21 protein-coding genes are annotated in these 23,178 nt (G+C 65.1%); 11 read left to right on the plus strand and 10 right to left on the minus strand.

What is annotated here, in order from left to right; genetic code table 11:
- Positions 1 to 5: 5 nt before the first annotated feature.
- The 4 genes from IVA92_RS12400 to IVA92_RS12415 all read right to left on the minus strand — a co-directional run bounded on the left by IVA92_RS12400 (position 6) and on the right by IVA92_RS12415 (position 5,069).
- Positions 6 to 1,040, minus strand: a complete 1,035-nt coding sequence (locus tag IVA92_RS12400) for a ribose ABC transporter permease (RefSeq protein ID WP_247278155.1) — start codon at positions 1,038 to 1,040, stop codon at positions 6 to 8.
- Positions 1,033 to 2,556 (minus strand): sugar ABC transporter ATP-binding protein, encoded by a 1,524-nt coding sequence (locus IVA92_RS12405; RefSeq protein WP_247278156.1) that lies wholly within the window; start codon positions 2,554 to 2,556, stop codon positions 1,033 to 1,035. Before IVA92_RS12405 ends, IVA92_RS12400 begins: the two co-directional genes overlap by 8 nt.
- 130 nt (positions 2,557 to 2,686) lie before the next feature.
- The gene (xylB, locus tag IVA92_RS12410; protein ID WP_247278157.1) at positions 2,687 to 4,132 is read right to left on the minus strand and encodes a xylulokinase; all 1,446 of its coding nucleotides are present in this window, start codon (positions 4,130 to 4,132) and stop codon (positions 2,687 to 2,689) included.
- Positions 4,133 to 4,145: 13 nt separating this feature from the next.
- Complete coding sequence (locus IVA92_RS12415) at positions 4,146 to 5,069, minus strand: LysR family transcriptional regulator (protein ID WP_247278158.1); 924 nt, start codon at positions 5,067 to 5,069, stop codon at positions 4,146 to 4,148.
- Positions 5,070 to 5,176: 107 nt separating this feature from the next.
- On the opposite strand from IVA92_RS12415, the gene IVA92_RS12420 reads away from it, so the two are divergent.
- The 11 genes from IVA92_RS12420 to IVA92_RS12470 all read left to right on the plus strand — a co-directional run bounded on the left by IVA92_RS12420 (position 5,177) and on the right by IVA92_RS12470 (position 16,034).
- A complete protein-coding gene (locus IVA92_RS12420) occupies positions 5,177 to 5,500 on the plus strand; it encodes a Dabb family protein (RefSeq protein ID WP_247278159.1) in 324 nt (107 codons plus the stop codon).
- Entirely contained in the window at positions 5,497 to 6,576 is a 1,080-nt protein-coding gene (locus IVA92_RS12425; protein ID WP_247278160.1) for a maleylacetate reductase, read from the plus strand. Before IVA92_RS12420 ends, IVA92_RS12425 begins: the two co-directional genes overlap by 4 nt.
- A 4-nt stretch (positions 6,577 to 6,580) precedes the next feature.
- On the plus strand, positions 6,581 to 7,948 hold the full coding sequence (locus tag IVA92_RS12430; protein WP_247278161.1) for an amidohydrolase family protein: 1,368 nt from the start codon (positions 6,581 to 6,583) through the stop codon (positions 7,946 to 7,948).
- Between the two features lie 21 nt (positions 7,949 to 7,969).
- Positions 7,970 to 8,872, plus strand: coding sequence for an NAD(P)-dependent oxidoreductase (locus IVA92_RS12435; protein ID WP_247278162.1), 903 nt, complete (start codon positions 7,970 to 7,972; stop codon positions 8,870 to 8,872).
- 15 nt (positions 8,873 to 8,887) lie between these two features.
- The gene (locus IVA92_RS12440) at positions 8,888 to 9,772 is read left to right on the plus strand and encodes an intradiol ring-cleavage dioxygenase (RefSeq protein WP_247278163.1); all 885 of its coding nucleotides are present in this window, start codon (positions 8,888 to 8,890) and stop codon (positions 9,770 to 9,772) included.
- A 59-nt stretch (positions 9,773 to 9,831) separates the two neighbouring features.
- Positions 9,832 to 11,226 (plus strand): FAD-linked oxidase C-terminal domain-containing protein, encoded by a 1,395-nt coding sequence (locus tag IVA92_RS12445; RefSeq protein ID WP_247278164.1) that lies wholly within the window; start codon positions 9,832 to 9,834, stop codon positions 11,224 to 11,226.
- Positions 11,223 to 12,746, plus strand: a complete 1,524-nt coding sequence (locus IVA92_RS12450) for a sugar ABC transporter ATP-binding protein (RefSeq protein ID WP_247278165.1) — start codon at positions 11,223 to 11,225, stop codon at positions 12,744 to 12,746. The genes IVA92_RS12445 and IVA92_RS12450 overlap by 4 nt, the downstream gene beginning before the upstream one ends.
- Entirely contained in the window at positions 12,739 to 13,689 is a 951-nt protein-coding gene (locus IVA92_RS12455) for an ABC transporter permease (protein WP_247278166.1), read from the plus strand. Before IVA92_RS12450 ends, IVA92_RS12455 begins: the two co-directional genes overlap by 8 nt.
- On the plus strand, positions 13,686 to 14,663 hold the full coding sequence (locus IVA92_RS12460) for an ABC transporter permease (protein WP_247278167.1): 978 nt from the start codon (positions 13,686 to 13,688) through the stop codon (positions 14,661 to 14,663). Before IVA92_RS12455 ends, IVA92_RS12460 begins: the two co-directional genes overlap by 4 nt.
- A 42-nt stretch (positions 14,664 to 14,705) precedes the next feature.
- A complete protein-coding gene (locus IVA92_RS12465) occupies positions 14,706 to 15,680 on the plus strand; it encodes a sugar ABC transporter substrate-binding protein (protein WP_247278168.1) in 975 nt (324 codons plus the stop codon).
- Positions 15,681 to 15,746: 66 nt separating this feature from the next.
- Positions 15,747 to 16,034 (plus strand): YciI family protein, encoded by a 288-nt coding sequence (locus IVA92_RS12470; RefSeq protein WP_247278169.1) that lies wholly within the window; start codon positions 15,747 to 15,749, stop codon positions 16,032 to 16,034.
- A gap of 4 nt (positions 16,035 to 16,038) precedes the next feature.
- Here the strand turns inward: IVA92_RS12470 and IVA92_RS12475 are convergent, their stop codons facing one another.
- From IVA92_RS12475 to IVA92_RS12500, 6 genes are all read right to left on the minus strand, one after another.
- Positions 16,039 to 17,016, minus strand: a complete 978-nt coding sequence (locus IVA92_RS12475; RefSeq protein WP_247278170.1) for an oligopeptide/dipeptide ABC transporter ATP-binding protein — start codon at positions 17,014 to 17,016, stop codon at positions 16,039 to 16,041.
- Positions 17,013 to 18,002, minus strand: a complete 990-nt coding sequence (locus IVA92_RS12480) for an ABC transporter ATP-binding protein (protein ID WP_247278171.1) — start codon at positions 18,000 to 18,002, stop codon at positions 17,013 to 17,015. The genes IVA92_RS12475 and IVA92_RS12480 overlap by 4 nt, the downstream gene beginning before the upstream one ends.
- Before the next feature lie 16 nt (positions 18,003 to 18,018).
- A complete protein-coding gene (locus IVA92_RS12485) occupies positions 18,019 to 18,942 on the minus strand; it encodes an ABC transporter permease (RefSeq protein ID WP_247278172.1) in 924 nt (307 codons plus the stop codon).
- Positions 18,939 to 19,880, minus strand: coding sequence for an ABC transporter permease (locus tag IVA92_RS12490; protein WP_247278173.1), 942 nt, complete (start codon positions 19,878 to 19,880; stop codon positions 18,939 to 18,941). Before IVA92_RS12490 ends, IVA92_RS12485 begins: the two co-directional genes overlap by 4 nt.
- Positions 19,881 to 19,897: 17 nt before the next feature.
- Complete coding sequence (locus tag IVA92_RS12495; RefSeq protein ID WP_247278174.1) at positions 19,898 to 21,499, minus strand: ABC transporter substrate-binding protein; 1,602 nt, start codon at positions 21,497 to 21,499, stop codon at positions 19,898 to 19,900.
- 233 nt (positions 21,500 to 21,732) lie between these two features.
- Positions 21,733 to 23,166 (minus strand): PepSY domain-containing protein, encoded by a 1,434-nt coding sequence (locus tag IVA92_RS12500; RefSeq protein WP_247278175.1) that lies wholly within the window; start codon positions 23,164 to 23,166, stop codon positions 21,733 to 21,735.
- Positions 23,167 to 23,178: the final 12 nt, after the last annotated feature.

Consider the following 23,178-nt stretch of genomic DNA (forward strand, 5'->3'; position numbering starts at 1 on the left):
AGCCTTCACGTTCTGGCAGAGCCCTGCAGCCGGTAGCGGTCCAGCGCCACGGCGCCGATGATCACCAGGCCCTTGATCACATATTGCCAGATGTCGGAGACACCGATGAGGATGAGGCCGTTCGACAGCACGGCGATGATCAGCGCGCCGACCAACGTACCCCAGATCGAGCCGATGCCGCCGACGAATGAGGTGCCGCCAAGGATCACGGCGGTAATTGCGTCGAGCTCGTAAGACTGGCCGAGTTGGAGGCCATTGGCCGCATAGAGCCGCGCCGCCTGCATGGCGCCCCCGAGCCCGGCGAAAAGGCCGGAGACGCCGTAGACGAAGATCAGCACGGCCCAGACCTTGATGCCGGCAAGCCGCGCCGCGCTTTCATTGCCGCCTACCGCATAGATGTGCACGCCGAGCACGGTCCGTCGCAGCACCAGCCACGAGGCGAGGATGACGAGCAAGGCGATCACCGAGAGCCAGGGGATCGAGGCGACGCCGGGGACGAGCGTCAGCGAGCCGTTGCCGATGAAGGCATAAGGAATGGACGGATTGAAGACGGTGGTGTCGGCCCCGAGTAATCGGGCCAGGCCGCGTACGGCGGTGAGAGAGCCGAGCGTGACGATGAAAGGCGGCAGGCGAAGCAGCGCAATCAACACGCCATTGACGACGCCAAAGCCAAGGCCCGTGAGCAGCGCGGCTGGCAGCCACAGCATGCCAAGCGGCAGCTTGGAGAGCGTCAATCCGGCCATCGCGGAGGCCGCCAGGATCGAGCCGACCGACAGGTCGATGCCGCCCGTGAGGATGACAAAAGTCATTCCCGCAGCGAGCACGGTATTCACTGCGGCCTGCTGCAATACGATGCCGAGATTCTGTCCGGTGAAGAAGCGGCCCTCGGACAACAGGTGGAAGCCGATGCAGAGAATCAGCAGGACTGGCAGCATGCCGAGCGCGCTGATCAGCATCCTTATGCGCTGACGCTTCGTCTCCTGCGCAGCCGCAAGGCCGGCAGCGGCAGCCGCTTCCGCTTTCGGCGAGCTGTCATGCATCGAGTTGCTCCGTCCCTGTCGCGAGCGCCATGATGTCTTCCTGATTGAGGGGAGCCGCAGCTTCGCGCCTGATCTCACCGGCGATGTGTCCGGCGCGCATCACGATGACGCGGTCGCAGATGCCGATGATCTCGGGCAAATCGGATGAGATGACGAGGATCGCGGTGCCGGCCTTGGCCAGATTGTCGACGATCGAATAGATCTCGGACTTGGCACCGACGTCGACGCCACGCGTCGGCTCGTCGAGGATCAGAACCTTCGGCGCAATAGCGAGAAGCCGCGACAGCAGCACCTTCTGTTGGTTACCGCCGGACAGGCCGCCGGCGGGGACGGCGACATTGGCGGCACGGATGCTGAGCCCCGCGAAGGCCCGCTCGGCGCGCTCGCGCGCCTTGTCGCGATCCAGAAACCAGCCGAGCTTCGCATCGCGCGCGAGCACGGCGAGATTGATGTTGTCCAGGCATGACATGTCGAGAAACAGGCCGAGCGCCTTCCTGTCTTCCGTAAGATAGGCGATGCCAGCCTCAAGGGCCTCGCCCGGCGTGCGGATCTCGATCGGATGTCCCTCCAGCTCGATACGGCCGGAGGACTTGCGTGCCGCGCCGACGATGAGATGCGCGAGCTCGGTGCGACCGGCGCCGATCAGGCCCGCGAGCCCGACGACCTCACCTGCGTGCACGGTCAGCGAGCATCCCTTGACGCGCTGGCCGTCCGCCATGTCGATCGCTCGGAGTACCGGATGTCCCCGCCCCGCCTCCGGATCGTGATCCTTCTTGTAGAACGAGGAGACGTCACGCCCGACCATCAACCGGACGATGGTGTCGGCGCGGATCTCAGGCTTGTCGAGCGAGCCGACCAGCCGGCCGTCGCGGAGCACGGTGACGCGATCGCCGAGTGCGTAAACCTCGTCCATGCGATGCGAGATGTAGATGATGGCAAGCCCCTCGGCGCGAAGCTGGCGGATCAGCGCGAACAGCCGCGCGCTCTCGCCGGCTGACAACGCGGTGGTCGGCTCGTCCATGATCAGGATCTTCGATCTGGCATGCAGCGCACGCGCGACCTCGACCAGTTGCCGCTGGCCCATGGAGAGATGCGCCACCAGCGTCGAGGGCAGGAAGTCCGCGCCCAGTCGTTTCAGGATCGGGCCGACGCCCTCGCGCATGGCGCCGCGCGCCAGCAATCCTGATCGCGATAGCTCCCGTCCCAAATAGATATTCTCGGCAACACTGAGATTGGGAGCGAGCGACAGCTCCTGATAGATGATCGAGATGCCCGCCGCGCGGCCGCCGAGCGGGCCTTCGATCCGCACCGGGCTGCCCTCGATGCGGATCTCGCCGCCGGGATCGGGCCTGTAGGCGCCGGACAGGATCTTCATCAGCGTCGACTTTCCGGCGCCGTTCTCTCCCATCAGGGCGTGAATTTCGCCGGCATAGACGGTGAGATCGACGGCCCGCAGCGCCTTGATGCCAAAGAAGGATTTCGAGACCCCGCGCATCTCGAGGATCGGATCGTTCATCGTGCCTCCCGGCGCACAATGCGTTTCCCACCCGCGTGTCTATCGGTTTGTCAGCGCGGTTCGCGCATTAAACAAAACGTCGCAGCACAGGGCAATACCGAACAGACGTGAATGCAACATCGAAGCGATGCTAGTGGCGCGGCCGATACAGTTCGCGCCATGCGGGAGGCCGCTCTGCATAAGCAGCGACCAGTTCAGCGTCGGGCTCGAACGTCTCGATGCGCTCTGGCCGCGTGCAGACGGCGGCGATTGCCTCACCGGTGACAGCAAGTCGCCCCAATCTCGCCGCACCGAACGCGGCGCCGGTCTCACCTCCGGCAAAGCGATGGAGCGGAACATTCAGCACGTTTGCCAGCACCGAGAGCCAGAACCGGGACCGTGAACCACCGCCAATGGCATCGGCTTCCGCAATCGCAATGCCGGCATCCGCGAGCGCGTCGCGACAATCGGCAAGCGCGAAGGCAACGCCTTCGAGCACCGCCTGCACGATCGTCCCGCGCTCGGTGCCGTGGCTCAGACCATCCAGCATGCCGCGCACGGCGGGATCGTCGTGCGGCGTCCGCTCGCCTGCGAGATAAGGCAGGAAGCTCACCGGCGATGGCGCCTGGGGGCGCACTCCGAGCGGCGCCAGCAACTCTGCCTCGCTGACGCCGAACAGGCGCGCGGTCCAGGCGAGGCAAGAGGCGGCCGAGAGGATCGCGCCGGCCTGAATCCACATGCCGGGAATGGCGTGGCAGAATGTATGCACCGCGCGGTCCGGATTGGCGGCGATGCTGCTGGTCGGAGCCATGAGAGCACCGGAGGTTCCCAGCGATATGAACGCGCTTCCCGGCCGGATCGCGCCGATGCCGACGGCGCCGGCCGGATTGTCGCCGGCTCCGCCCGCGATCACCGGCTGCCGGCTCATGCCCCAGCGCCGCGCGAGCTCGCCGCGCAGGCGCGTTGCGGGCGCGCATCCCTCGACCAGGCGTGGCATGTGATCGCGCGTCAGGCCGGTCGCTGACAGTGCTGCGTCCGACCAGTCCCGGCGCGCGGCGTCGAGCCACAGCGATCCCGACGCATCCGAAACGTCTTCGATGGCCTCGCCGCTCAGCACCAGGCGCAAATAGGCCTTCGGAAGCAGAACGAGCCTGGTCGCCGCAAAGATGTCAGGCTCGTGCGCCGCGACCCAGAGCAGCTTCGGCGCGGTGAATCCCGGCATCGCCTTGTTGCCCGTCGTCGCACGCAAGGCGGGCCAGCGCTGCTCCAGGATACGGCACTGAGCGCCCGAGCGCCCGTCGTTCCAGAGGATGCAGGGCCGCAAGGGCCTCAAGCTCGCATCGAGCAGCGTGGCACCATGCATCTGGCCGGACAGCCCAATGCCTTCGACCGCCGCCAGCGCGTCGGCATGCGATGCCTTCAGAGCATCCAGCGTGGCAAAGGTCGCATCGATCCACTGCGCGGGATCTTGCTCGTAATAGCCGGATTGCGGCGAGACGGTCGCGAGCGGCCGGCTCTCGCTTGCAATCACGTGCTGCGCAGCGTCGACGAGAACCGTCTTGACCGCCGAGGTGCCGAGATCGATGCCGAGATACATGAATGCGTCCCGCTCACTTCGCCGCGTCGATCCAGATTCCCGGCTCCGAATGCTCGCGGATGTAGCTGACGAGGAAGTCGGAAAACACCCGGATCTTGGCCGGCAGCCTGACGCGGTTTTGATAGGCGATGTTCATGGTGAGCAGTGGCAGCTCCCAGCCCGTCAAGACGGGCACCAGCCGGCCGGCCGCGATATCGCCCTGCACGATGTAAAGCGGCTGGATCAGGATTCCGAGTCCCGCACGCGCTGCGCCACAGATGATCTGGCCGTCATTGCTGTCGAGCGTCGGCGCGATTCGGACCGTCTGCGTCGTGCTGCCCTGGCTCAACCGGAGCGAATAGGGATCATTGGCGAGATTGTAGATCAGCATGTTGTGACGGGTGAGATCGGTTGGATGCTCGGGCCGGCCCTGCTTCTCCAGGTAGGATGGAGCGGCCGCGAGCACACGATGCATCTGGCCGATGCGGCGGACGATGATGTTGGAATCCGGCTCATGCTCCCGCGTGCGTATCGCGACGTCAATGCCGGCTTCGATGAAGTCGGGGTAGCGGTTTGCGCTGATGATCTGCACGCTGAGATTGGGATAGAGCGCGCGGAAGGCAGGCAGCATCGGAGCGAGGTAGATCATCGCGAAGGACAGCGAGCTCGTCACGCGCAGCATGCCCTTCGGCGACAGCGCGCGGTCCGAGACCGCGTCCTCGGCCTCGGCGAGCTCGTTCAACAGCGTGCTGCAACGCTGCAAGAGTTCCTGCCCCGCTTCGGTCAGCCATTGCCGGCGCGTGTTGCGCTCGATCAGCCGGACCGCAAGCCGCTCCTCCAGCGCACTGAGATGACGGCTCGCGGCCGCGTTCGACATCCGCAGGTTTTCGGCAGCTTTGGAAAGACTGCCGAGTTCAGCGGTTTTGGAGAAGACCTCGAGTTGGAGCAGCCGGTCCATTTTTGCAGAAAGAGGAAAAGAGACTTACAAATTTTGACCTTTATTTCCGATTCCTGCAAGGCAAAATGGCGCCAACAAAGCACAATCGCAGGCGAGGAAATCAGGAAATGTCGGGCCCGATCAGGCACATCGTGATGTGGCGGCTGCGCGGGGAGACGCCTGCGGAGCGCTCCGCCGCCCGGATCAAGGTCAAGTCCCTGTTCGAGGGCCTGCGCGGCCGGATCGACGGCCTCACTCACATCGAGGTCGGTCTCGACGTCAGCGATGTCGACTACGCCTGCGACGTCGTTCTGTTCTCCGAATTCACCGACCAGGCTGCGCTTGCCGCCTATGCCAGCCACCCCGAACATTTGCGCGTCCGCGAGGCGCTGGGCGACTTGCGGATCGGGCGCTTCCAGGTCGATTATCCCATTAAAGAGACCGGCGCATGATCGGGTCGTTCACCTTTGAAAACCTGCCCTGCCGCGTCGTGTTTGGCAGCGGAACGCTTGCTTCAGCCAAAGCCGAGGTCGAACGGCTCGGCGGCAAGCGCGCACTGGTGCTGACGACGCCGCAGCAGGAGGCGCAAAGCAAGAGTCTCGGTGCAGCGCTCGGATCAGTCTATGCCGGCCTGTTTTCCGGCGCCACTATGCACACGCCAGTCGAGGTCACCGAGCGGGCACTGGCGGCGATGAAGGCGTGCGAGGCCGACTGCGTCGTCTCGCTCGGCGGCGGATCAACCACCGGCCTTGGCAAGGCGCTGGCCTTGCGCACCGGCGTCAACCAGCTCTGCATTCCCACCACCTATGCCGGCTCGGAGATGACGCCGATCGTCGGCCAGACCGAGAACGGCCTGAAGACCACGGTCCGTGACGCCGCCGTGCTGCCGGAGACGGTGATCTACGACGTCGAGCTGACCCTGACGCTGCCGGCGAGCCTGGCTGCGACCTCAGGCATCAATGCGATCGCACATGCGGCGGAAGCGCTCTATGCGCGCGACGCCAATCCCGTGACATCGCTGATGGCGGAAGAAGGCATCCGCGCGCTGGCCCGCGCCCTCCCCGCCATCGCCGCGAGGAGCGACGACCGCGAGGCCCGGACCGAAGCGCTCTATGGCGCCTGGCTGTGCGGCGTCTGCCTCGGCACCGTCGGCATGGCGCTGCATCACAAACTTTGCCACACGCTCGGCGGCACCTTCGATCTGCCGCATGCCGAAACGCACACGATCGTGCTGCCGCATGCGCTGGCCTACAACGCACCGGCGGTGCCGGATGCGATGGCGCGCATCTCGCGCGCGATCGGCGCGGCCGATGCGTCGCAGGGGCTGTACGACCTTGCGAAGCGACTGGGTGCAAAGCTCGCGCTGCGCGACATCGGCATGCCCGAGAGCGGCATCGGCAAGGCGGCCGATCTCGCTGTCACCAATCCCTACTGGAATCCGCGGCCCCTCGAACGGGCCGCCATCCGCGACCTGATCGCGCGCGCCTGGGCCGGCGAGCGGCCGGCCGCCATCAAAGCGGTGACGTGACGCGATGCGGCGCACGCTGATCCAATCCGCCATCGTCATCAGCATGGATGACGCGATCGGCGATCTCAATACCGGCGACGTGCTGGTCGAGGGCAGCCGCATCGCCAGCGTGCGTCCGTCGATCGATATCGGCAGCGGCGAGGCAGAGATCATTGACGGCACCGGGCGGATCATCATTCCCGGTCTGATCAACGCGCATATGCACACTTGGCAGACGGCGCTCCGCGGTTATGCAGCGAACTGGACGCTGCTCGAATATTTCCGCCGCATGCATGCCGGGCTCGCCACCGTATTCCGGCCGGACGACATCTACATCGCCACCTTGGTTGGCGCGCTGAACCAGATCAATTGCGGCACGACGACACTCGTCGACTGGTGCCACAACAATCCGACGCCTGACCATACCGACGCCGCGGTCAGCGGCCTGATCGAGAGTGGCATTCGCGCGGCCTTCTTCCATGGCTCGCCAAAGCCTGAGCCGAAGCCCGGCGAGCCGCATTTCTCTGAGATCGCGCATCCGCGCCGCGAAGTCGAGCGGCTGTTGGCAGGTCCCCTCGCCGACCGCGACGGGCTCGTCACGCTCGGGCTCGCCATTCTCGGCCCGCATTACTCAACGCTCGACGTTGCCATGCACGACTTCCGCTTGGCGCGGGAGCTCAAGCTGATCGCCTCCATGCATCAGGGCGGCGGTCCCGCCAAAACGCCCGGTGGCTGGGAGAAGCTGATCGAGGCCGGCCTCGTCGGCGCCGGCATCAACGTCGTCCATGGCAACGATTTGCCCGACGATCTCCTGGACCGGATGGTCGATCTTGGCGTGTCGTTCTCGGTAACGCCGGAGAACGAGATGATCCAGGGTCACGGCTTTCCGGTTACCGGACGGTTGCTGAAGCGCGGCGTGCGGCCGACGATCGGCATTGATCTCGAATCCGTGCTGGCCGGCGATCTCTTCTCCGCCGCTCGCGTCGCGCTCTCGATGCAGCGGGCGCTTGACAATGCGGAGACGCGCAAGGCCAGCGGCACCATCCCGGCGACGACCACGATCCCCGTGCGCGAGGCGCTGCGCTGGATCACCACGGAAGGCGCCCGCATGCTCGGCCGCGAGAACCAGGTCGGTTCGCTGGCGCCGGGAAAGCTCGCCGACCTCGTCATCATCAACGCCTCCGATCTCAACCTCTTCCCGGTGCACGATGCGGTCGCAACCGTCGTGATGCAGACGAGCCTCGTCAACATCGAGGCGGTCATGATCGGCGGCGCCTGGAAGAAGCGAAATGGCCGGCTACTGATCGAAGGGCTAGAGAGCAAAAAAGAGCTGCTGGCGCAATCCGGCCGGCGGCTGGTGCAGGACATCGAACAACAGGGACGCGCCGCCTGAAGGCGCCAGTGGACAAGAACAATGACTGACGCTTCAAGGAATGTCGCTTTCATCGGGATCGGCAAGATGGGCCTGCCGATGTCGGTGCTCGTCACCAAGGCCGGTTACGCGGTCAGCGCGTTCGATCAGAGCGCGGCGCGAATCACCGAGGCACGCGCGCAAGGCATTGCGATTGCCGCTACGTCGGCCGAGGCCGTGAGCGGCAAGACGGCAGTGGTCACGTCCCTGCCCGACGACGCCGCCTTGCGCGGCGCGCTGCTCGATCCTGCCGGCCTCATGGCCGCGATGACGCCCGGAGCTGTTCTCATCGAGACCAGCACTGTGAGTGTGGAGGCCTCTACTGAGATTGCAGCCGCCGCGCAGGCGCACGGCATTGCCTATCTTCGCTCGCCGGTCTCCGGCAATGCCAGCATCGTCCACACCGGCGCACTGACCTGCTTCGTCTCGGGTCCAAAGGACGCCTTCGAAAGCGCAAAGCCGCTGTTCGCCGCCTTCACCCGTGCCCAGACCTATCTCGGGCCCGCCGAGGAAGCGCGCTATGCAAAACTCTCGGTCAATCTGATGATCGCGGTTTCGGCCGCGATGATGGCGGAGAGCCTGGCGCTGGCACGCAAGGGCGGCATTGCCTGGCAGGACATCTTGAAGGTGCTCGACGACAGTGCCGTGGCTTCGCCGATGGTGAAGTACAAGACAGCGCCGCTGCGCAACCGCGATTTCGAGTCCACTTTCTCCTGCAAGCAGATGGCCAAGGACCTCGACCTCATCCTCGGCGCCGGCCACGCCGTCGGCGTTCCGCTACAGCTAGCGGCGCAAGTGCGCGAGACCTATGGTTCGCTGGTCGCGCAGGGCGAGGGCGAGGCCGACTTCATTGCGACCGTCAAGCATCTCGAACGGCTGGCCGGCCTCGGCGAGCCGAAGCTGTGATCAACGGAGGCACACATGCGTAACTTCAACGAGAACACGATCACAGACGCGGTGCTGGAGCGGATCGCGCGCGCGACTGATCCGCGCATCAAGCAAATCAGCGAAGCGCTGGTCCGTCATCTTCATGCCTTCGTCCGCGAGGTGCGGCCGACCCAGAAGGAATGGGAATACGGCATCGACTTCCTGACCCGCACCGGGCACATGTGCGACGACAAGCGCCAGGAATTCATTCTGCTATCGGACACGCTCGGCGTCTCCATGCTGGTCGATGCCATCAATCACCCGGTGCCCGAAGGCGCGACCGAGACCACGGTGCTCGGCCCGTTTTTCGTCCAGGCTGCGCCGGAGAAGGATAGTGGCGCCGATATCTCGGGTCCGATGGAAGGCGATCCGATGCTGGTCACCGGCTCGGTCTCGAGCGTCGACGGAAAGCCGCTTGCGGGCGCCGTGGTCGACGTCTGGCATTCCGACGACGACGGTTATTACGACGTGCAGCAGCTCGACGCCATCGGCGATCTCGCGATGCGCGCGCGCTTTCACACCGATGCCAATGGCCGCTTCCATTTTTGGTCGATCAAGCCGGCGGCCTATCCGATCCCGCATGACGGCCCGGTCGGCGAGATGCTGGAAGCCCAGGGCCGCCACCCCTGGCGCCCCGCCCATGTGCATTTCATGATCTCAGCGCCGGGTTTCGAGCAGCTCGTGACGCACGTATTCGTCGCGGGCGACCAGTATCTCGACAGTGATGTGGTGTTCGGCGTCAAGGACAGCCTGATCCGCGAATTCGTCCGGCATCCCGCCGGCCGTGCGCCGGATGGTCGCATGGTGCAGCGCGAGTATTTTCACCTCAATTACGATTTCGGCCTGAAGCAGGTCGCGAGCAACGCAAAGGCCGCTTAAGCTGAAGCGGCAGCGGACCAACAAGAGTCCGGCAACAGGGGGCGGACGGAGAGCTGAGGATGGGACCGCGGGTCAGCACGAGCATATTGGCCGATCGCCTTACCGGCATGATCGGCCCGCGCGCGAGCGTTGCGCGCGGCGTGCTCGACCAGCACGGGCAGAGCGAGTCGCATTACCGCAACTTGCCGCCCGACATCGTCGTCTTCCCTGAAAGCACGCAGGAGGTCGCCGAGATCGTGAAACTCTGCGCGAGCGCGGGCATGCCGATCGTCCCGTTCGGCGCCGGCACTTCGCTCGAAGGCAATGCGGCCGCGGTCGCCGGCGGCGTCTGCTTCGACTTCGCGCGCATGAACAAGGTGCTTGCCGTCCACGACAGCGACATGGATGTCGTGGTGCAGCCCGGCATCACGCGAAAGCAGCTCAATGCGGAGCTACGGACGACCGGCCTGTTCTTCCCGATCGATCCCGGCGCGGACGCCTCGATCGGCGGCATGACGTCGACGCGCGCCTCAGGCACCATGGCGGTGCGCTACGGCACCATGAAAGACAACGTCATGGCGCTGGAGGTGGTGCTCGCGGACGGGCGGGTGATTCGGACGGCTAGGCGCGCGCGCAAATCGGCGGCCGGTTATGATTTGACGCGCATGTTCGTCGGCGCGGAGGGCACGCTTGGTGTCATCACGGAGATCACGCTGAAGGTCCATCCCGTGCCGCAGGCGATCTCGGCCGCAGTGTGCAGCTTCGATAGCCTGCACAATGCCGTCGATACCGCGATCTCCGTGATCCAGTCGGCGATCCCCGTTGCGCGCATCGAGTTGCTCGACGACGTCATGATGCACGGCATCAATGCCTATGCAAAGCTCGGCTATCGCGAGGCCCCGACCTTGTTCTTCGAATTCCATGGCTCCGCGGCTTCCGTCGCCGAGCAGGCCGAGGCCGCGCAGGCGATCGCCGCCGACCATGGCGGCCATGGCTTTGCCTGGGCCAAGGCGCCGGAAGACCGCAGCCGGCTCTGGCACGCTCGGGACAACACGCTCTATGCCGGCCTCGGCTTGCGGCCCGGTGCGCGGGCGGTGATCACCGATGTCTGCGTGCCGATCTCGCGGCTGGCGGAATGCTTGACCGAGACGCGGCGGGATGCGGACGCGCACGGCTTCACGGCACCGATTGTCGGCCATGTCGGAGACGGCAATTTCCACATGCTGATCCTGATCGACCCGGCAAAGCCCGACGAAGCCGAAGGCGCCAAGGCGCTTCAGGCGCGCATGGTCGCCCGGGCCATCGCCATGGACGGCACCTGCACTGGCGAGCACGGCATCGGGCTCGGCAAGATCGACTATCTCACCGACGAGCTCGGCGAGGCCGTCGACGTGATGCGGTCGATCAAGTCCGCGCTCGACCCTGATGGACTGATGAACCCCGGCAAGATCTTTGCGAGCGGAGCCATGGTATGAGCGACGCGCTTCCGATCGAGGTCACCTCGCCCACGCCGCTGCTCGAGCTGCGCGGCATCAGCAAGGAATTTCCCGGCGTCAAGGCGCTCGATGACGTTTCCTTCGCCATCTACCCCGGCGAGGTGCATATGCTGCTGGGCGAGAACGGCGCCGGCAAGTCGAGCCTGATGAAGGTGCTGTGCGGCGCCTACCGCGCAGACTCCGGCGAGTTTTACCACAAAGGCGAGAAGGTTGCAGTCAACTCGACTGCCGATGCGCAAAAGCTCGGCATTGCCGTGATCTTCCAGGAATTCTCCCTGGTCCCCTATCTCGACATCGCTCAGAACATCTTCCTCGGCCGCGAGCCGAAGGGCCGCATTCCCGGTACCATCGACCGCCGCCAGATCCTGGTTGACGCCAGGCGCGTGCTCGGCACCATCGGTTTCGACATCGATCCCTCCACCACCGTCGACAAGCTCGGCGTAGCGCAGCAGCAGATGGTCGAGATCGCGAAAGCAATCAGCCAGAACGCCCGCATCCTTGTGATGGACGAGCCGACCGCGGCGCTGTCGGACCGCGAGACCGAGCTGCTGTTCGCGCTGATTGCGCGGCTGAAGGCCGACGGGGTCTCGATCGTCTACATCTCCCACCGCATGGCCGAAGTGTTCGCACTCGGCGATCGCATCACCGTGCTGCGCGACGGCCGCCGCATCGACGGTGTCCGTCCCGCCGACGTCACGCCGGACCAGCTCGTCCGGATGATGGTCGGCCGCAATGTCGACATGACCTATCCGCGCCATTTTGCCGCCAAGCCCGGCGAGGTGCTGCTGGAGGTCAAGGGCCTGACCGCGCCGACCGGCATCTCCGACATCAACATCGAGGTGCGCCGGGGCGAGATCGTCGGCCTTTGCGGCCTGGTCGGCTCGGGCCGCAGCGAGGTTGCGCGCGCCATCTTCGGCGCCGATCCCGTAACGTCGGGCGAGATCGTCTTCGACGGCAAGACCATTTCCGGCGAGCCCGACCTCGCGACCCGTCGCGGCATCGCGCTGATCCCGGAGAGCCGCAAGAGCGAAGGCTTGGCCTTGCTGCGATCAGTGAGCGACAATCTGGTGGTGTCGGCGCTGCGAAAATTGTTTCCCAGCGGCCTGTTCGACCAGCGGCGTGCGCAGCGCACCTCCGACGGCCTGATCCGGCAATTGAGGATCGCGACACCGAGTGCGCGGCAGACCGTTGGCCTGCTCTCGGGCGGCAACCAGCAGAAGGTCGTGATCGGCAAATGGCTAGCGGCCGGCTCGAAGCTATTCATCTTTGACGAGCCGACGCGCGGCATCGATATCGGCGCCAAGTCGGAGATATTTGCCCTGATCGACCGCCTCGTGGCGGAGGGCGCGGCCGCCCTGATGATCTCGTCCGAACAGGTCGAGATCTGCCATGTCTGCGACCGCGCCTATGTGATGCGCGAGGGGCGTATCGCCGGTCATCTGACACGCAACGAACTGACCGAGGAGAACATCGTGCGACTGGGGATGCATCATGCGTGAAGCCGCGATCGTCTCAGAGCCCAATCCGCTGCAACGCATTCCCGGCGTCGCCATGGTGCTGGTGCTGCTGATCGCGCTGTTCAGCGTGATCGCGCCCGGCTTCCTGTCGGTCGCCAACCTCTCCAACGTGCTGGTGCAATCGACCATTCTCACCATGCTCGCGCTGCCGATGACGCTGATCATCATGACCGAGGGGCTGGACCTGTCGATGGGCGCGGTGCTGACGCTGACCTCGCTCTGCGTCGCGATCGTATCGCTCGCCACGAAATCGATGTTGCTGGGCTTAGGTGCCGGCCTGCTGGTCGGCACCGCCTTCGGTATCGCCAACGGCTGGCTGGTCGCCATCCTCGGCATTCCGCCCTTCGTCGCGACGCTCGGCACGCTCGGCATGGCGCAGGGCCTGTCGCTGATCGTCAGTGACGGCCAGAGCGTGGTCGGCATTCCCCACAGCGTGCGCGACATCTACTCGGCGACGCTTTTGGGCATCCCCGTGCCAATCGTGATGGCGCTCGTGACCTACGCGGCGTTTCACGGCCTGCTCTATCATACCCGCTTCGGCACCTACATCTTCGCCCTCGGTGGCAACCGCGAGGCGCTGCGCTATGCGGGTCTCTCGCCGAACCGGCTCTTGATCGCGGTCTATGCGATCGGCGGCGCCATGGCTGGCATCGCCGGCCTCTTGATGACCGCGCGGATGAATTCCGGCCACCCCACCGCCGGCCTCGGGCTTGAATTCGATGCCATCGCGGCCGTTGCCGTCGGGGGCACCTCGTTTGAGCGCGGCAATGGCTGGCTGCTCGGCACCTTGCTCGGCGTTCTTTCCGTCGGCGTGTTGCGCAACGGGCTGAACCTGATCTCGTTGCCGTCCTCGGTGCAGGTGGCAAGCGTCGGCGTGCTCGTCATCGTCGCCCTGTTCCTCGATGGCCTCAGGAGCCGCGCATGACCGACATCACCAAGGACGCCATCGCGCCGCCCCGCTCGTTCCTGTCGCAGGATGCGATCCAGCTGTTCTATCGCCTGCTCGCGGCGCTGCTGATCTGCGCCGTGCTCGCCGTGCTGAGCGATTCCTTCCTGAGCCTCGGCAACATCCTCAACGTGCTGAGGCAGGCGAGCCTGACCTTCTTTATCGCCTCCGGCCTGACTCTGGTGGTGCTGACCGCCGGCCTTGATCTCTCCGTCGGCGCCAATGTCGCACTGTCTGCCTGCATCGCCGGGACCGTGATCCACAAGACCGGCTCGCCGGCGCTTGGCATCCTCACCGGGCTTGCCTGCGGCGGCATCGTTGGCCTCCTCAACGGCATCATGGTCACCGCGCTGCGCATCCCCTCCTTCATCGCCACCTACGGCATGCTCTGGGTGCTGAACGGCCTCACCTATTGGTACATGGCGGGCGAGACCCTTCACGGCTTCCCCGCAGGCTTCCGCCAGATCGGCAGCGGCTACCTGTTCGGCCTGCCGATCCCGGTCTATCTGCTGCTGGTGTTCCTCGGGATCGGAACGCTGTTCGCGCAGCGCACGATCTGGGGCCAGGAGATCTATGCGATCGGCGCCAATCCGGTCGCCGCCCGCCTCTCCGGCATCCCGGTCGCGCGCCGCCTGCTGCTGGTCTACACCGTCTCCGGCACCATGGCGGGACTTGCCTCGATTATCTTCCTGTCGCGGCTGAACTCGGCCGAGGCCGACATTGGCGAGAGCCTGACCTTGCCCGCGATCGCGGCCGTGCTGATCGGCGGCACCTCGCTGTTCGGCGGCGTCGGCACGGTGTTCGGCACGTTCATCGGCGCACTGATCCTGACGCTGGTGCTGAACGGCATGAACCTGCTCTCGGTCAGCGCCAACTGGCAGCCGCTCGTGACCGGCATCATCGTCATTCTCGCGGTCTGGCTCGACATGAAGACCCGCCGCCGCACGCAATGAGCTTTTGAGGTTCAAACAAGCAAAATGAGGGATGGAGGCAATATGAAACAGAAACTGGGCTATCTGGCGCTACCGCTGCTGATGGCGGCCGCGTTCAGCACGCAAGCACGCGCCGACGGCGAGACCATCGCCATCTTCACCAAGAACCAGACCAATCCGTTCTTCCAGACGGTTCGGGTCGGTGCCGACAATATGGCGAAGACGCTGAACGCGAAGACGCTTCAGTACATCCCGACCAAGCCGGATTCGATCCCCGAGCAGCTCAGCCAGATCGAGGACGTCGTGGTGAAGAAGCCGAGCGCGATCGTCTTCACGCCGGTCGATTACAAGGCGATGGTGCCCGGTGTCGAGAAGATCAACGAGGCAAAGATCCCCGTCGTCAACATCACCGATCGTTCCGCGGGCGGCAAGTTCCTCTCCTTCGTCGGCGCCGACGATTACAGCCTCGGGCTCGAGACTGCGCGCTTCCTGCTCAAGACGCTCGGCGGCAAGGGCAATATCGTCATCATCGAAGGCGTCAAGGGCTCACTGACCAATGTCGACCGGGTCCGCGGCTTCAACGACGCGCTGAAGGAAAGCCCGGGGGCCAAGCTGCTGGCCTCGCAGCCGGGCAATTACCAGCGGCTCCAGGCGCTCCAGGTGATGGAGAATCTGATGCAGTCGAATTCACAGATCGACGGCGTGCTCGCCGCCAACGATGCCATGGCGGTCGGCGCGATCGAGGCGCTGGACGGCGCCAACCGCAAGGCTCAGGTGATCGGCATCAACGGCACCAAGGAGGCGATCGATGCGATCAAATCCGGCAAGCTCCTGGCAAGTGGGGATTACAACGGATTTGCCCAAGGCTGCCTCGGCACCATGATGGCGATCCGGTCGTTGCGCAATCAGCCGGTCATCAGCGAGATCGTGCTAAAGCCTACGGTGATCACCAAGGACAATTACCAGCCGTTCGACGTGCCGCTGGAGCAGCGGACCTGCCCGACCTTCGAGGAGGCGGGCAAGCTCAGCGCGAAGTAGACCAACCGCTCACGACAGGCCCGGACGGCCGCGTCCTCGCGGCCGTCCCAAGAAACGGATCTCCCCATGCTGTTCGCCATTCACGCCCTCGACCGCGCCGGCGCGCTGCCGACCCGGCTCGCCAATTACGACGCCCACAAGGCTTTCCTCAGCGACACCTCGCGCTTCGGCGTCAAGATCGTGATGTCGGGACCGCTCGTCTCCGACGACGGCGCGACCATGATCGGCAGCCTGTTCCTGATCGAGGCGGCAGGTCGCACCGAGGTCGAGGCCTTCAACCGCGCCGATCCTTTTGCCGCCGCCGGCATCTGGGAGAAGGTGACGATTACGGGCTTCCTGCGCCGCCAGGGTTGAGGCGTTAAGGCGCGTCTTCGAGGTGACAGGCCACCCACTGCTCGGCGCCCGTCGCGCGCAGCGTCGGCTCCTCGGTCCGGCAGCGGTCGAAGACGAAGGGACAGCGGGTGTGGAAACGGCATCCACGCGGCGGATTGATCGGGCTCGGCACGTCGCCCTTGAGGATGATGGGATTGCGCCGGGCGCCCGGCTCGGGCAACGGCACCGCCGAAAGCAGCGCCTTGGTATAGGGGTGCTTTGGCGCGGCAAATATCTCGCGGCGCGGCGCCACCTCGATGATCTTGCCGAGATACATCACTGCAACGCGGTGGGTCATGTGCTCGACGATCGCGAGATCGTGGCTGATGAACAAGAGCGCAAGGCCGAACTCGTGCTGGAGATCCTGAAGCAGATTGACGATCTGCGCCTTGACCGAGACGTCGAGCGCCGAGACTGCCTCGTCGCAGACGATCAACTCGGGCTCGGCCGCGAGCGCCCGCGCGATACCGATGCGCTGGCGCTGGCCGCCGGAGAACTCGTGGGGCCTGCGATTCAGCGCCTCGCGCGGCAGGCGGACCGTGTCCATCAGCGCGGTGACGCGCAGTTCGAGGTCTTCCGCGGATTTGGCGAGGCCGAAATTGCGGATCGGTTCGGCCAGGATGTCGCGCACGCGCATGCGCGGATTGAGACTCGAGAACGGATCCTGGAATACCACCTGCACGCGGCGGCGCATCTGACGCATCGTGCTCGGCGCGGCATCGTCGATCCTCTGGCCGTCGAGGATCACCTGCCCCGCGGTGATGTCGAACAGCCGCAGGATGGCGCGACCGACCGTCGACTTGCCGCAGCCGGACTCGCCGACCAGCGACAGCGTCTCGCCGCGCGCGATCTCGAACGACACGCCGTCCACCGCATAGACCCGTTCGGACTTGCGGCCGAACAAGCCGGTCTTGACCGGAAAATGCTTCTTGAGGTCGTTGACCTGGAGCAGCGGAGCACTCATGCCGCGACGGCTCCCTTGGCCGCATAGTGGCAGGCGGCGATATGACGGGGATCCTTCTCTTCGAGCCCCGGCGCATATTGCCGGCAGAGGTCGGTCGCAAGCGCACAGCGTCCGGCAAAGACGCAGCCGGTGATCCGCTTGCGCAGATCAGGCACCTGGCCGGGAATCTCGGCCAGTCGTCTCGCAGTGCCGGTCAGCGAGGAGCCGAGGCGCGGCACCGCGCCGAGCAGGCCTTGCGTATAGGGATGGCGCGGCGAACGGAACAGTTCGGCTACCGGTGCCTCCTCGACCTTGCAGCCGGCATACATAACCATGACGCGTTCGGCGATTTCGGCGACGACGCCGAGATCGTGCGTGATCAGGATGATGGCTGCGCCGACCCGGCGCTTCAGATCCAGCATCAGTTTCAGGATCTGTGCCTGGATGGTCACGTCTAGGGCGGTCGTGGGCTCATCCGCGATGAGAAGCTTCGGATTGCAGGCGAGCGCGATGGCGATCATGACGCGCTGGCGCATGCCGCCGGAGAGCTGGTGCGGATATTCGCGCACGCGGCGCTTCGGCTCGGGAATGCCGACCAGCGTCAGCATCTCGATGGCGTGCGTCTCGGCGGCCTGCTTGTCCAGGCCCTGATGGATCATCAAGGTCTCCCGGATCTGGCGGCCGACCGTGAGGACCGGGTTCAGGCTTGTCATCGGCTCCTGGAAGATCATCGAGATGTCGTTGCCGCGGATGGCGCGCATCTCGCGATCGGACAGTTGCAGCAGGTCCCTCCCCGCAAAGCGGATGGCGCCTGCGATCCGGCCCGGCGGTTCCGGGATCAGCCGCATCACCGACATCGACGTCACCGACTTGCCGCAGCCGGACTCGCCGACGATGGCAAGCGTCTCGCCCTCGTTGACGTGGAAGGACACGCCGTCCACCGCGCGGTTGATGCCGCTGGGGGTACGGAAATGGGTCTGGAGGTTCTCGACTTCGAGCAGTGGCATCGCGATCAGCCCCTCTTCAAAGGCTCTTGGCCATGCGCGGATCGAGCGCGTCGCGAAGACCGTCGCCAAGCAGGTTCACGGCGAGCACGGTCACGGACAGGAATGCAGCCGGAAAGAACACGATGTAGGGCTTGACCTGCCACAGCGCGCGGCCCTCGGCCATGATGTTGCCCCAGGACGGAATAGTCGGCGGCGTCCCTGCGCCGATGAAGGACAGGATCGCCTCCGTGATCATGGCGCTGGCGCAGATATAGGTCGCCTGCACCAGCATCGGCGCCACCGTGTTGGGCAGCATATGGCGCAAGATGATCATCGGCGTGCGCGTGCCGCAGGCGACGGCTGCGTCCACATAAGGCTGCTCGCGCAACGACAGCACCACGCTGCGGACGAGGCGCGAAACACGCGGGATTTCGGCGATGGTGATAGCCAGGATGACGTTGCCGACGCTGCCGCGGGTCAGCGCCATCAGCGCGATCGCGAGCAGGATCGGCGGGATCGACATCAGGCCGTCCATGAAGCGCATTAGGATGCCGTCGGCCCAGCGGATGAAGCCGGAAACCATGCCGATGGCAAGGCCGGCCGCGGATGCGAAGATCGCAACTGAAAGCCCGACCGTGAGCGAGACCCGCGCGCCAAACAGCACGCGCGAATAGATGTCGCGGCCGAGCACGTCGGTGCCGAACCAGAAATCGGCCGACGGCGCCCGCGTGCGCTTGGCCGGCGCGAGCGCGGTCGGGTCGACTGTTCCGAGATATGGCGCAAAGATCGCGATCAGGACCAGGGTCAGCAGCAGCGCGCCGCCGATCGCGACTGTCGGATGGCCGCGCAAGAACCCGATGAAACCGAGCCGGATCCTGACCGGTCGCAGGATCTCGGGTAGTTGTGGCGCGACGACGAAGCCAGCGGGAAGCGATTGCGGATTGACGGTGGTATCGGTCAATAGCGGATCCTCGGGTCAACGAGCGTGTAGATGACGTCGATCATCAGATTGACGAGGACGTAGACGAAGCTGAACAGCAGCACGATACCCTGGATGACGGGATAGTCGCGGCGCAAGATCGCGTCGATCGTGAGGCGGCCGAGACCGGGGATCGCGAACACACTCTCCGTGACCACCGCGCCGCCGATCAGGAGTGCGATGCCGATTCCGATCACGGTCACGATCGGAACCGCCGCGTTCTTCAGCGCGTGAACGAACAGGATGCCCCCCTGCCCGAGGCCCTTGGCGCGGGCGGTGCGAATATAATCCTGCTGCAAGACTTCGAGCATGGTGGCGCGGGTGATGCGCGCGATCAGCGCAATGTAGACGCAGCCGAGCGCGATCGCCGGCAGGATCAGGTTCTCGAGCCACGGCCAGAAGCCTTGCGCGAGCGGCGTATACCCCTGCACCGGCAGCCATTCCAACTCGAGCGCGAAGACGTAGGCGAGCATGTAGCCGACCACGAAGACGGGCAGCGAGAAGCCGAACACGGCAAAGCCCATGATCACGCGGTCGATCAGGCTGCCAGCCTTCCACGCCGCCACCACGCCGAGCGGCACCGCGACCACGATTGTGAGCAGCAGGGTGACCATCATCAGTGACAGCGTCGGTCCGAGGCGCTGGCCGATCAGCGCCGACACGGGCAGATTGGTGAAGATCGAGGTGCCGAGATCGCCGTGCAGGATACGCCAGACCCAGCTTCCGAACTGGACCAGGAAGGGCCGATCGAGGCCGAGGCTCTGGCGGATGCGCTCGACATCCTCCGGGCTCGCCTGATCGCCCGCGATCACCACGGCGGGATCACCGGGCGCGATGTAGAGCAGGCTGAACACGAACAGCGCGACGATCGCCATCACCGGAAGTGTTGCGACGATGCGACGGAGGATGTACGAGAGCATCTGGCCTCAACGCAGGATCATGCGGACTTCGACACGCCCCAGAAGAACGGCAGCGGCCCCTTGGTGATGCCGGAGACGTTCTTGCGCCACGCCGTGTAGCTCAGGAAGAATCCTGTCGGCGCATAGACGACGTCCTCGAGCGCCGCCTTGTTGAGGCGGGCGACCGCAGCCTTCTCCTCATCGATGTTCTTGGCGTCGAACCAGGCCGTGACCTCCTTTTCGGTGCCGGGGCTGCTCGGCCAGCCGAACCAGGCCTTGTCGCCATTGGCGCGAATGGCGGTGTAGGGGGCCGGATTGATGCAATCCGCACCCGCATGCCAGGTGTGGAACATGTTCCAGCCGCCCTGGCCGGGCGGCGTCTTCTGCGCACGGCGCGAGCCGACCGTGCCCCAATCGGTGGCAACGAAGTCGACATTCATGCCGAGCTTCTTCAGGAGGTCCGCCGTGACGTCTCCTTGCGCCTTCGTGATCGGCTGATCCTGCGCGACCAGGCAGGTCACCGGCTGGCCGGAATAGCCGCTCTCGGCGAGCAGCTTCTTGGCCGCATCGAAATCACGCTTGCCTTTCAGGATCTCGCCACCTGCTTCGCTGTAGAGCGGCGTATTCGGCGTGAAGAAGCCGGGGAGCGGCTTCCAGAGCGCAGTGTCGTCGCCGACGATCGCGCGCATATAATCTTCCTGGCTCAGCGCCATCAGCACGGCACGGCGCGCCCGCACATCGTTGAAGGGCGCAAAGAGGTGATTCATGCGGAACGAGCCGATATTGCCAAGGGGATCGCCGATGTCGACGCTGATATTCTTGTTTTTCTTCAGGACCGGAACGAGGTCGGCGATCGGGCTCTCCCACCAGTCGACCTCGCCGTTCTGCAACGCGGCGGCCGCGGTGGCCGGATCCGGCATCACCACCCACTCCACGCGATCGACCAGGATCTGCTTGCCGCCGGCAAGCCAGGATGCCTTCTCCTGCCGCGGCACGTAGTCGGCGAACTTCTCGAACACCGCTTTCGCGCCGGGCACCCACTCGCCCTTGGCGAACTTCATCGGACCGGAGCCGACGTAATCCGTGATCTGCTTGAACGGATCGGTCTGCGCGATGCGCTCCGGCATGATGAAGGAGCAAGGCGAATTGTTCTTTGCCAGCGCGTAAAGCATCTTCGGATAGGGCTGCTTCAGCACCCATTTGAAGGTGCGGTCGTCAACGGCGGTGAGTTCCTGCTGGAGCGCCTTGATCATGAGGCCCATCGGATCGCGGGCCGCCCAGCGGGAAAGGCTCGCGACGACGTCCTTGCTCAGCACCGGCTCGCCGTCGTGGAACTTGAGGCCAGGCCTTAAGCGAAACGTCCAGGTCGTACCGTCGTCCGTCACTTCCTCGGACTCGACCATTTGCCGCTGCGGCTGAAGCGAGGAATCGATGCCGTAGAGCGTGTCCCAGACCATCGCTGCAGCGTTGCGCACGACATATTGAGTGCCCCAGATCGGATCGAAATTGGCGAGGTTTGCCTGCGGCACGAAGCGCAGGGTGCGCGCCGCACCTTGCGACAGGGCGGGGGCCGAAAGGCCGCCCGTCAATGCCAGACCGCCCGCACCAGCCAGTCCCTTCAATACGGTCCTGCGATCCATGAAGTCCTCCCAGTATTGCCGTGATGCCGGCCATCATTGGCCACGGGCAGGTGAAACCAGAGCCCATTGGCGTGCAAATGGTATGCCACTAACCCCACCTTCGCCAGCGGGATTTGGATCGGACTTCGCGCGTCCTGGCAGGCGCCGCCGCGATCAGCACGGCGTATCGTGCGCCGCCCGCGTATCGCTGATCTGCTGATCCCTGCCGTATCGAGCCGCCCTTGCGCCTTAATTCAGGCTGCCAGCGAGGACCGCAAGCGCCGCCAGCCGATGACAATGCCGGTGATGGAGAACACCAGCCCGAGGGCACAGAGCCCGACGGTCACGACGTCGCGCAGCCGCGGATGCGAGAGCAGGACCGGGAAGTCGAGCGTGTGCAGTGCGCCGTAAAGCCAGCGGTAGGCGCGCCGCGACGGATCCAATCTTTGCAGCACGGCGCCGTCGGCGCCATCGACGTCGAACCAGTTCTCGCCGCACAACGAGCGGTAGACCGGTGCACCCGGCATCATGGATCGGGCGGGGTAGCCGTCGTTGTCAGGAAGGACGGATGGTGGAGCGCAGCCGTCTGCAAAGCGCCCGGTCAGCCCCTGAATCTCGTGCACGTCAAGGAATCCCCGCGGTCCATCGCGCGGCGCATCCCCTGTCCTGATCAACGTCTGACGGCCGAGCGCCACCCGATCGCGCCGATAGACATTGCCGTTGAAGGCGAACCATTCGACCTCGCGAGCCAAGGCAGATATTGGCCACCGATCGAGCGATGAAGCATCCCGCCAATCCGGCGCTGCGTTCACCAGGCCGGCCTCAGTGGTGGTCAACTGCCCGCGCGAGAACAGTCGGCCGTGATCCATCGAGAGCCAGCCGCTGAAGATCCAGGTCAGCACGAAGACTGTCGCTGCCAAGCCGATCAAGTGATGCAAGGCGTGCCAGCCACGGTAAGGCGACGAGATCTGCCTCTTGCCAATCCTGATCCGCACAATCCCGAGCACCGTACCAAGTACAGCCGCGATCAGAGCCAGCAGCGATAGCGACCACACCAGCCGATCCCATAGCGCCCAGTCGCTTCTCAGAACGGTCGGATAGATCCAGTGCAGCACACTGCCGACAAGATTCCAGCCTCGCTCGCGCCGCGTCGTATCCAGGACGATCTCACCGGTGAGCGACGAGACGTAGACTTCCGTCCCGGCGGCATCGCCGAGGGCCACGCGCAACAAGGGTCGATGGCGATCGAATCCGTTCGGTACGCTCCACTGATCGACATCCGCACGGCCGACAATCCTCGCATGCGAGGCATCGATCTCGCGCGGGCGCGCATGAGCCTGCGCAATAGCCAGTGCGAGATCGGCGGATTTCACCGACGCGTCGTTCCCGTCGGCCGCGCGGATTGCGCGCTGACGCGATGGACCCGAGACGATGTAAACCGCGCCGTCGCTTCGCTGGATCAGCCGAACGCGCGTGGCATCCGCGATCCCGCTCGCGGCAGCGGCGCCGGCAACCGGTATTCTCGTCTCTTCGCGATCCAGCGGCACGAGTCCGGCAAATCGCTCCGCCTCCGTCAACGACGGGAACGGAACGAAGTGCATCACGATCCCGGTCGCGAACCACATCGCGAACAGCAGGCAGAAGGCGATCCCGAGCCAGCGGTGCAGCAGGACGATCGCACTCATCATCCGTCTAACACC

Origin of the sequence: Bradyrhizobium sp. 154, assembly GCF_023073875.1 — a bacterium.
GTDB lineage: Bacteria > Pseudomonadota > Alphaproteobacteria > Rhizobiales > Xanthobacteraceae > Bradyrhizobium.

Coding starts and splice junctions, on each gene's coding strand:
- IVA92_RS12500 (WP_247278175.1), bottom strand. CDS start 23,166: ATGATGAGTGCGATCGTCCTGCTGCACCGCTGGCTCGGGATCGCCTTC.
- IVA92_RS12415 (WP_247278158.1), bottom strand. CDS start 5,069: ATGGACCGGCTGCTCCAACTCGAGGTCTTCTCCAAAACCGCTGAACTC.
- IVA92_RS12460 (WP_247278167.1), top strand. CDS start 13,686: ATGACCGACATCACCAAGGACGCCATCGCGCCGCCCCGCTCGTTCCTG.
- IVA92_RS12440 (WP_247278163.1), top strand. CDS start 8,888: ATGCGTAACTTCAACGAGAACACGATCACAGACGCGGTGCTGGAGCGG.
- IVA92_RS12400 (WP_247278155.1), bottom strand. CDS start 1,040: ATGCATGACAGCTCGCCGAAAGCGGAAGCGGCTGCCGCTGCCGGCCTT.
- IVA92_RS12490 (WP_247278173.1), bottom strand. CDS start 19,880: ATGCTCTCGTACATCCTCCGTCGCATCGTCGCAACACTTCCGGTGATG.
- IVA92_RS12495 (WP_247278174.1), bottom strand. CDS start 21,499: ATGGATCGCAGGACCGTATTGAAGGGACTGGCTGGTGCGGGCGGTCTG.
- xylB (WP_247278157.1), bottom strand. CDS start 4,132: ATGTATCTCGGCATCGATCTCGGCACCTCGGCGGTCAAGACGGTTCTC.
- IVA92_RS12465 (WP_247278168.1), top strand. CDS start 14,706: ATGAAACAGAAACTGGGCTATCTGGCGCTACCGCTGCTGATGGCGGCC.
- IVA92_RS12475 (WP_247278170.1), bottom strand. CDS start 17,016: ATGAGTGCTCCGCTGCTCCAGGTCAACGACCTCAAGAAGCATTTTCCG.
- IVA92_RS12450 (WP_247278165.1), top strand. CDS start 11,223: ATGAGCGACGCGCTTCCGATCGAGGTCACCTCGCCCACGCCGCTGCTC.
- IVA92_RS12470 (WP_247278169.1), top strand. CDS start 15,747: ATGCTGTTCGCCATTCACGCCCTCGACCGCGCCGGCGCGCTGCCGACC.
- IVA92_RS12405 (WP_247278156.1), bottom strand. CDS start 2,556: ATGAACGATCCGATCCTCGAGATGCGCGGGGTCTCGAAATCCTTCTTT.
- IVA92_RS12425 (WP_247278160.1), top strand. CDS start 5,497: ATGATCGGGTCGTTCACCTTTGAAAACCTGCCCTGCCGCGTCGTGTTT.
- IVA92_RS12445 (WP_247278164.1), top strand. CDS start 9,832: ATGGGACCGCGGGTCAGCACGAGCATATTGGCCGATCGCCTTACCGGC.
- IVA92_RS12435 (WP_247278162.1), top strand. CDS start 7,970: ATGACTGACGCTTCAAGGAATGTCGCTTTCATCGGGATCGGCAAGATG.
- IVA92_RS12420 (WP_247278159.1), top strand. CDS start 5,177: ATGTCGGGCCCGATCAGGCACATCGTGATGTGGCGGCTGCGCGGGGAG.
- IVA92_RS12430 (WP_247278161.1), top strand. CDS start 6,581: ATGCGGCGCACGCTGATCCAATCCGCCATCGTCATCAGCATGGATGAC.
- IVA92_RS12480 (WP_247278171.1), bottom strand. CDS start 18,002: ATGCCACTGCTCGAAGTCGAGAACCTCCAGACCCATTTCCGTACCCCC.
- IVA92_RS12455 (WP_247278166.1), top strand. CDS start 12,739: ATGCGTGAAGCCGCGATCGTCTCAGAGCCCAATCCGCTGCAACGCATT.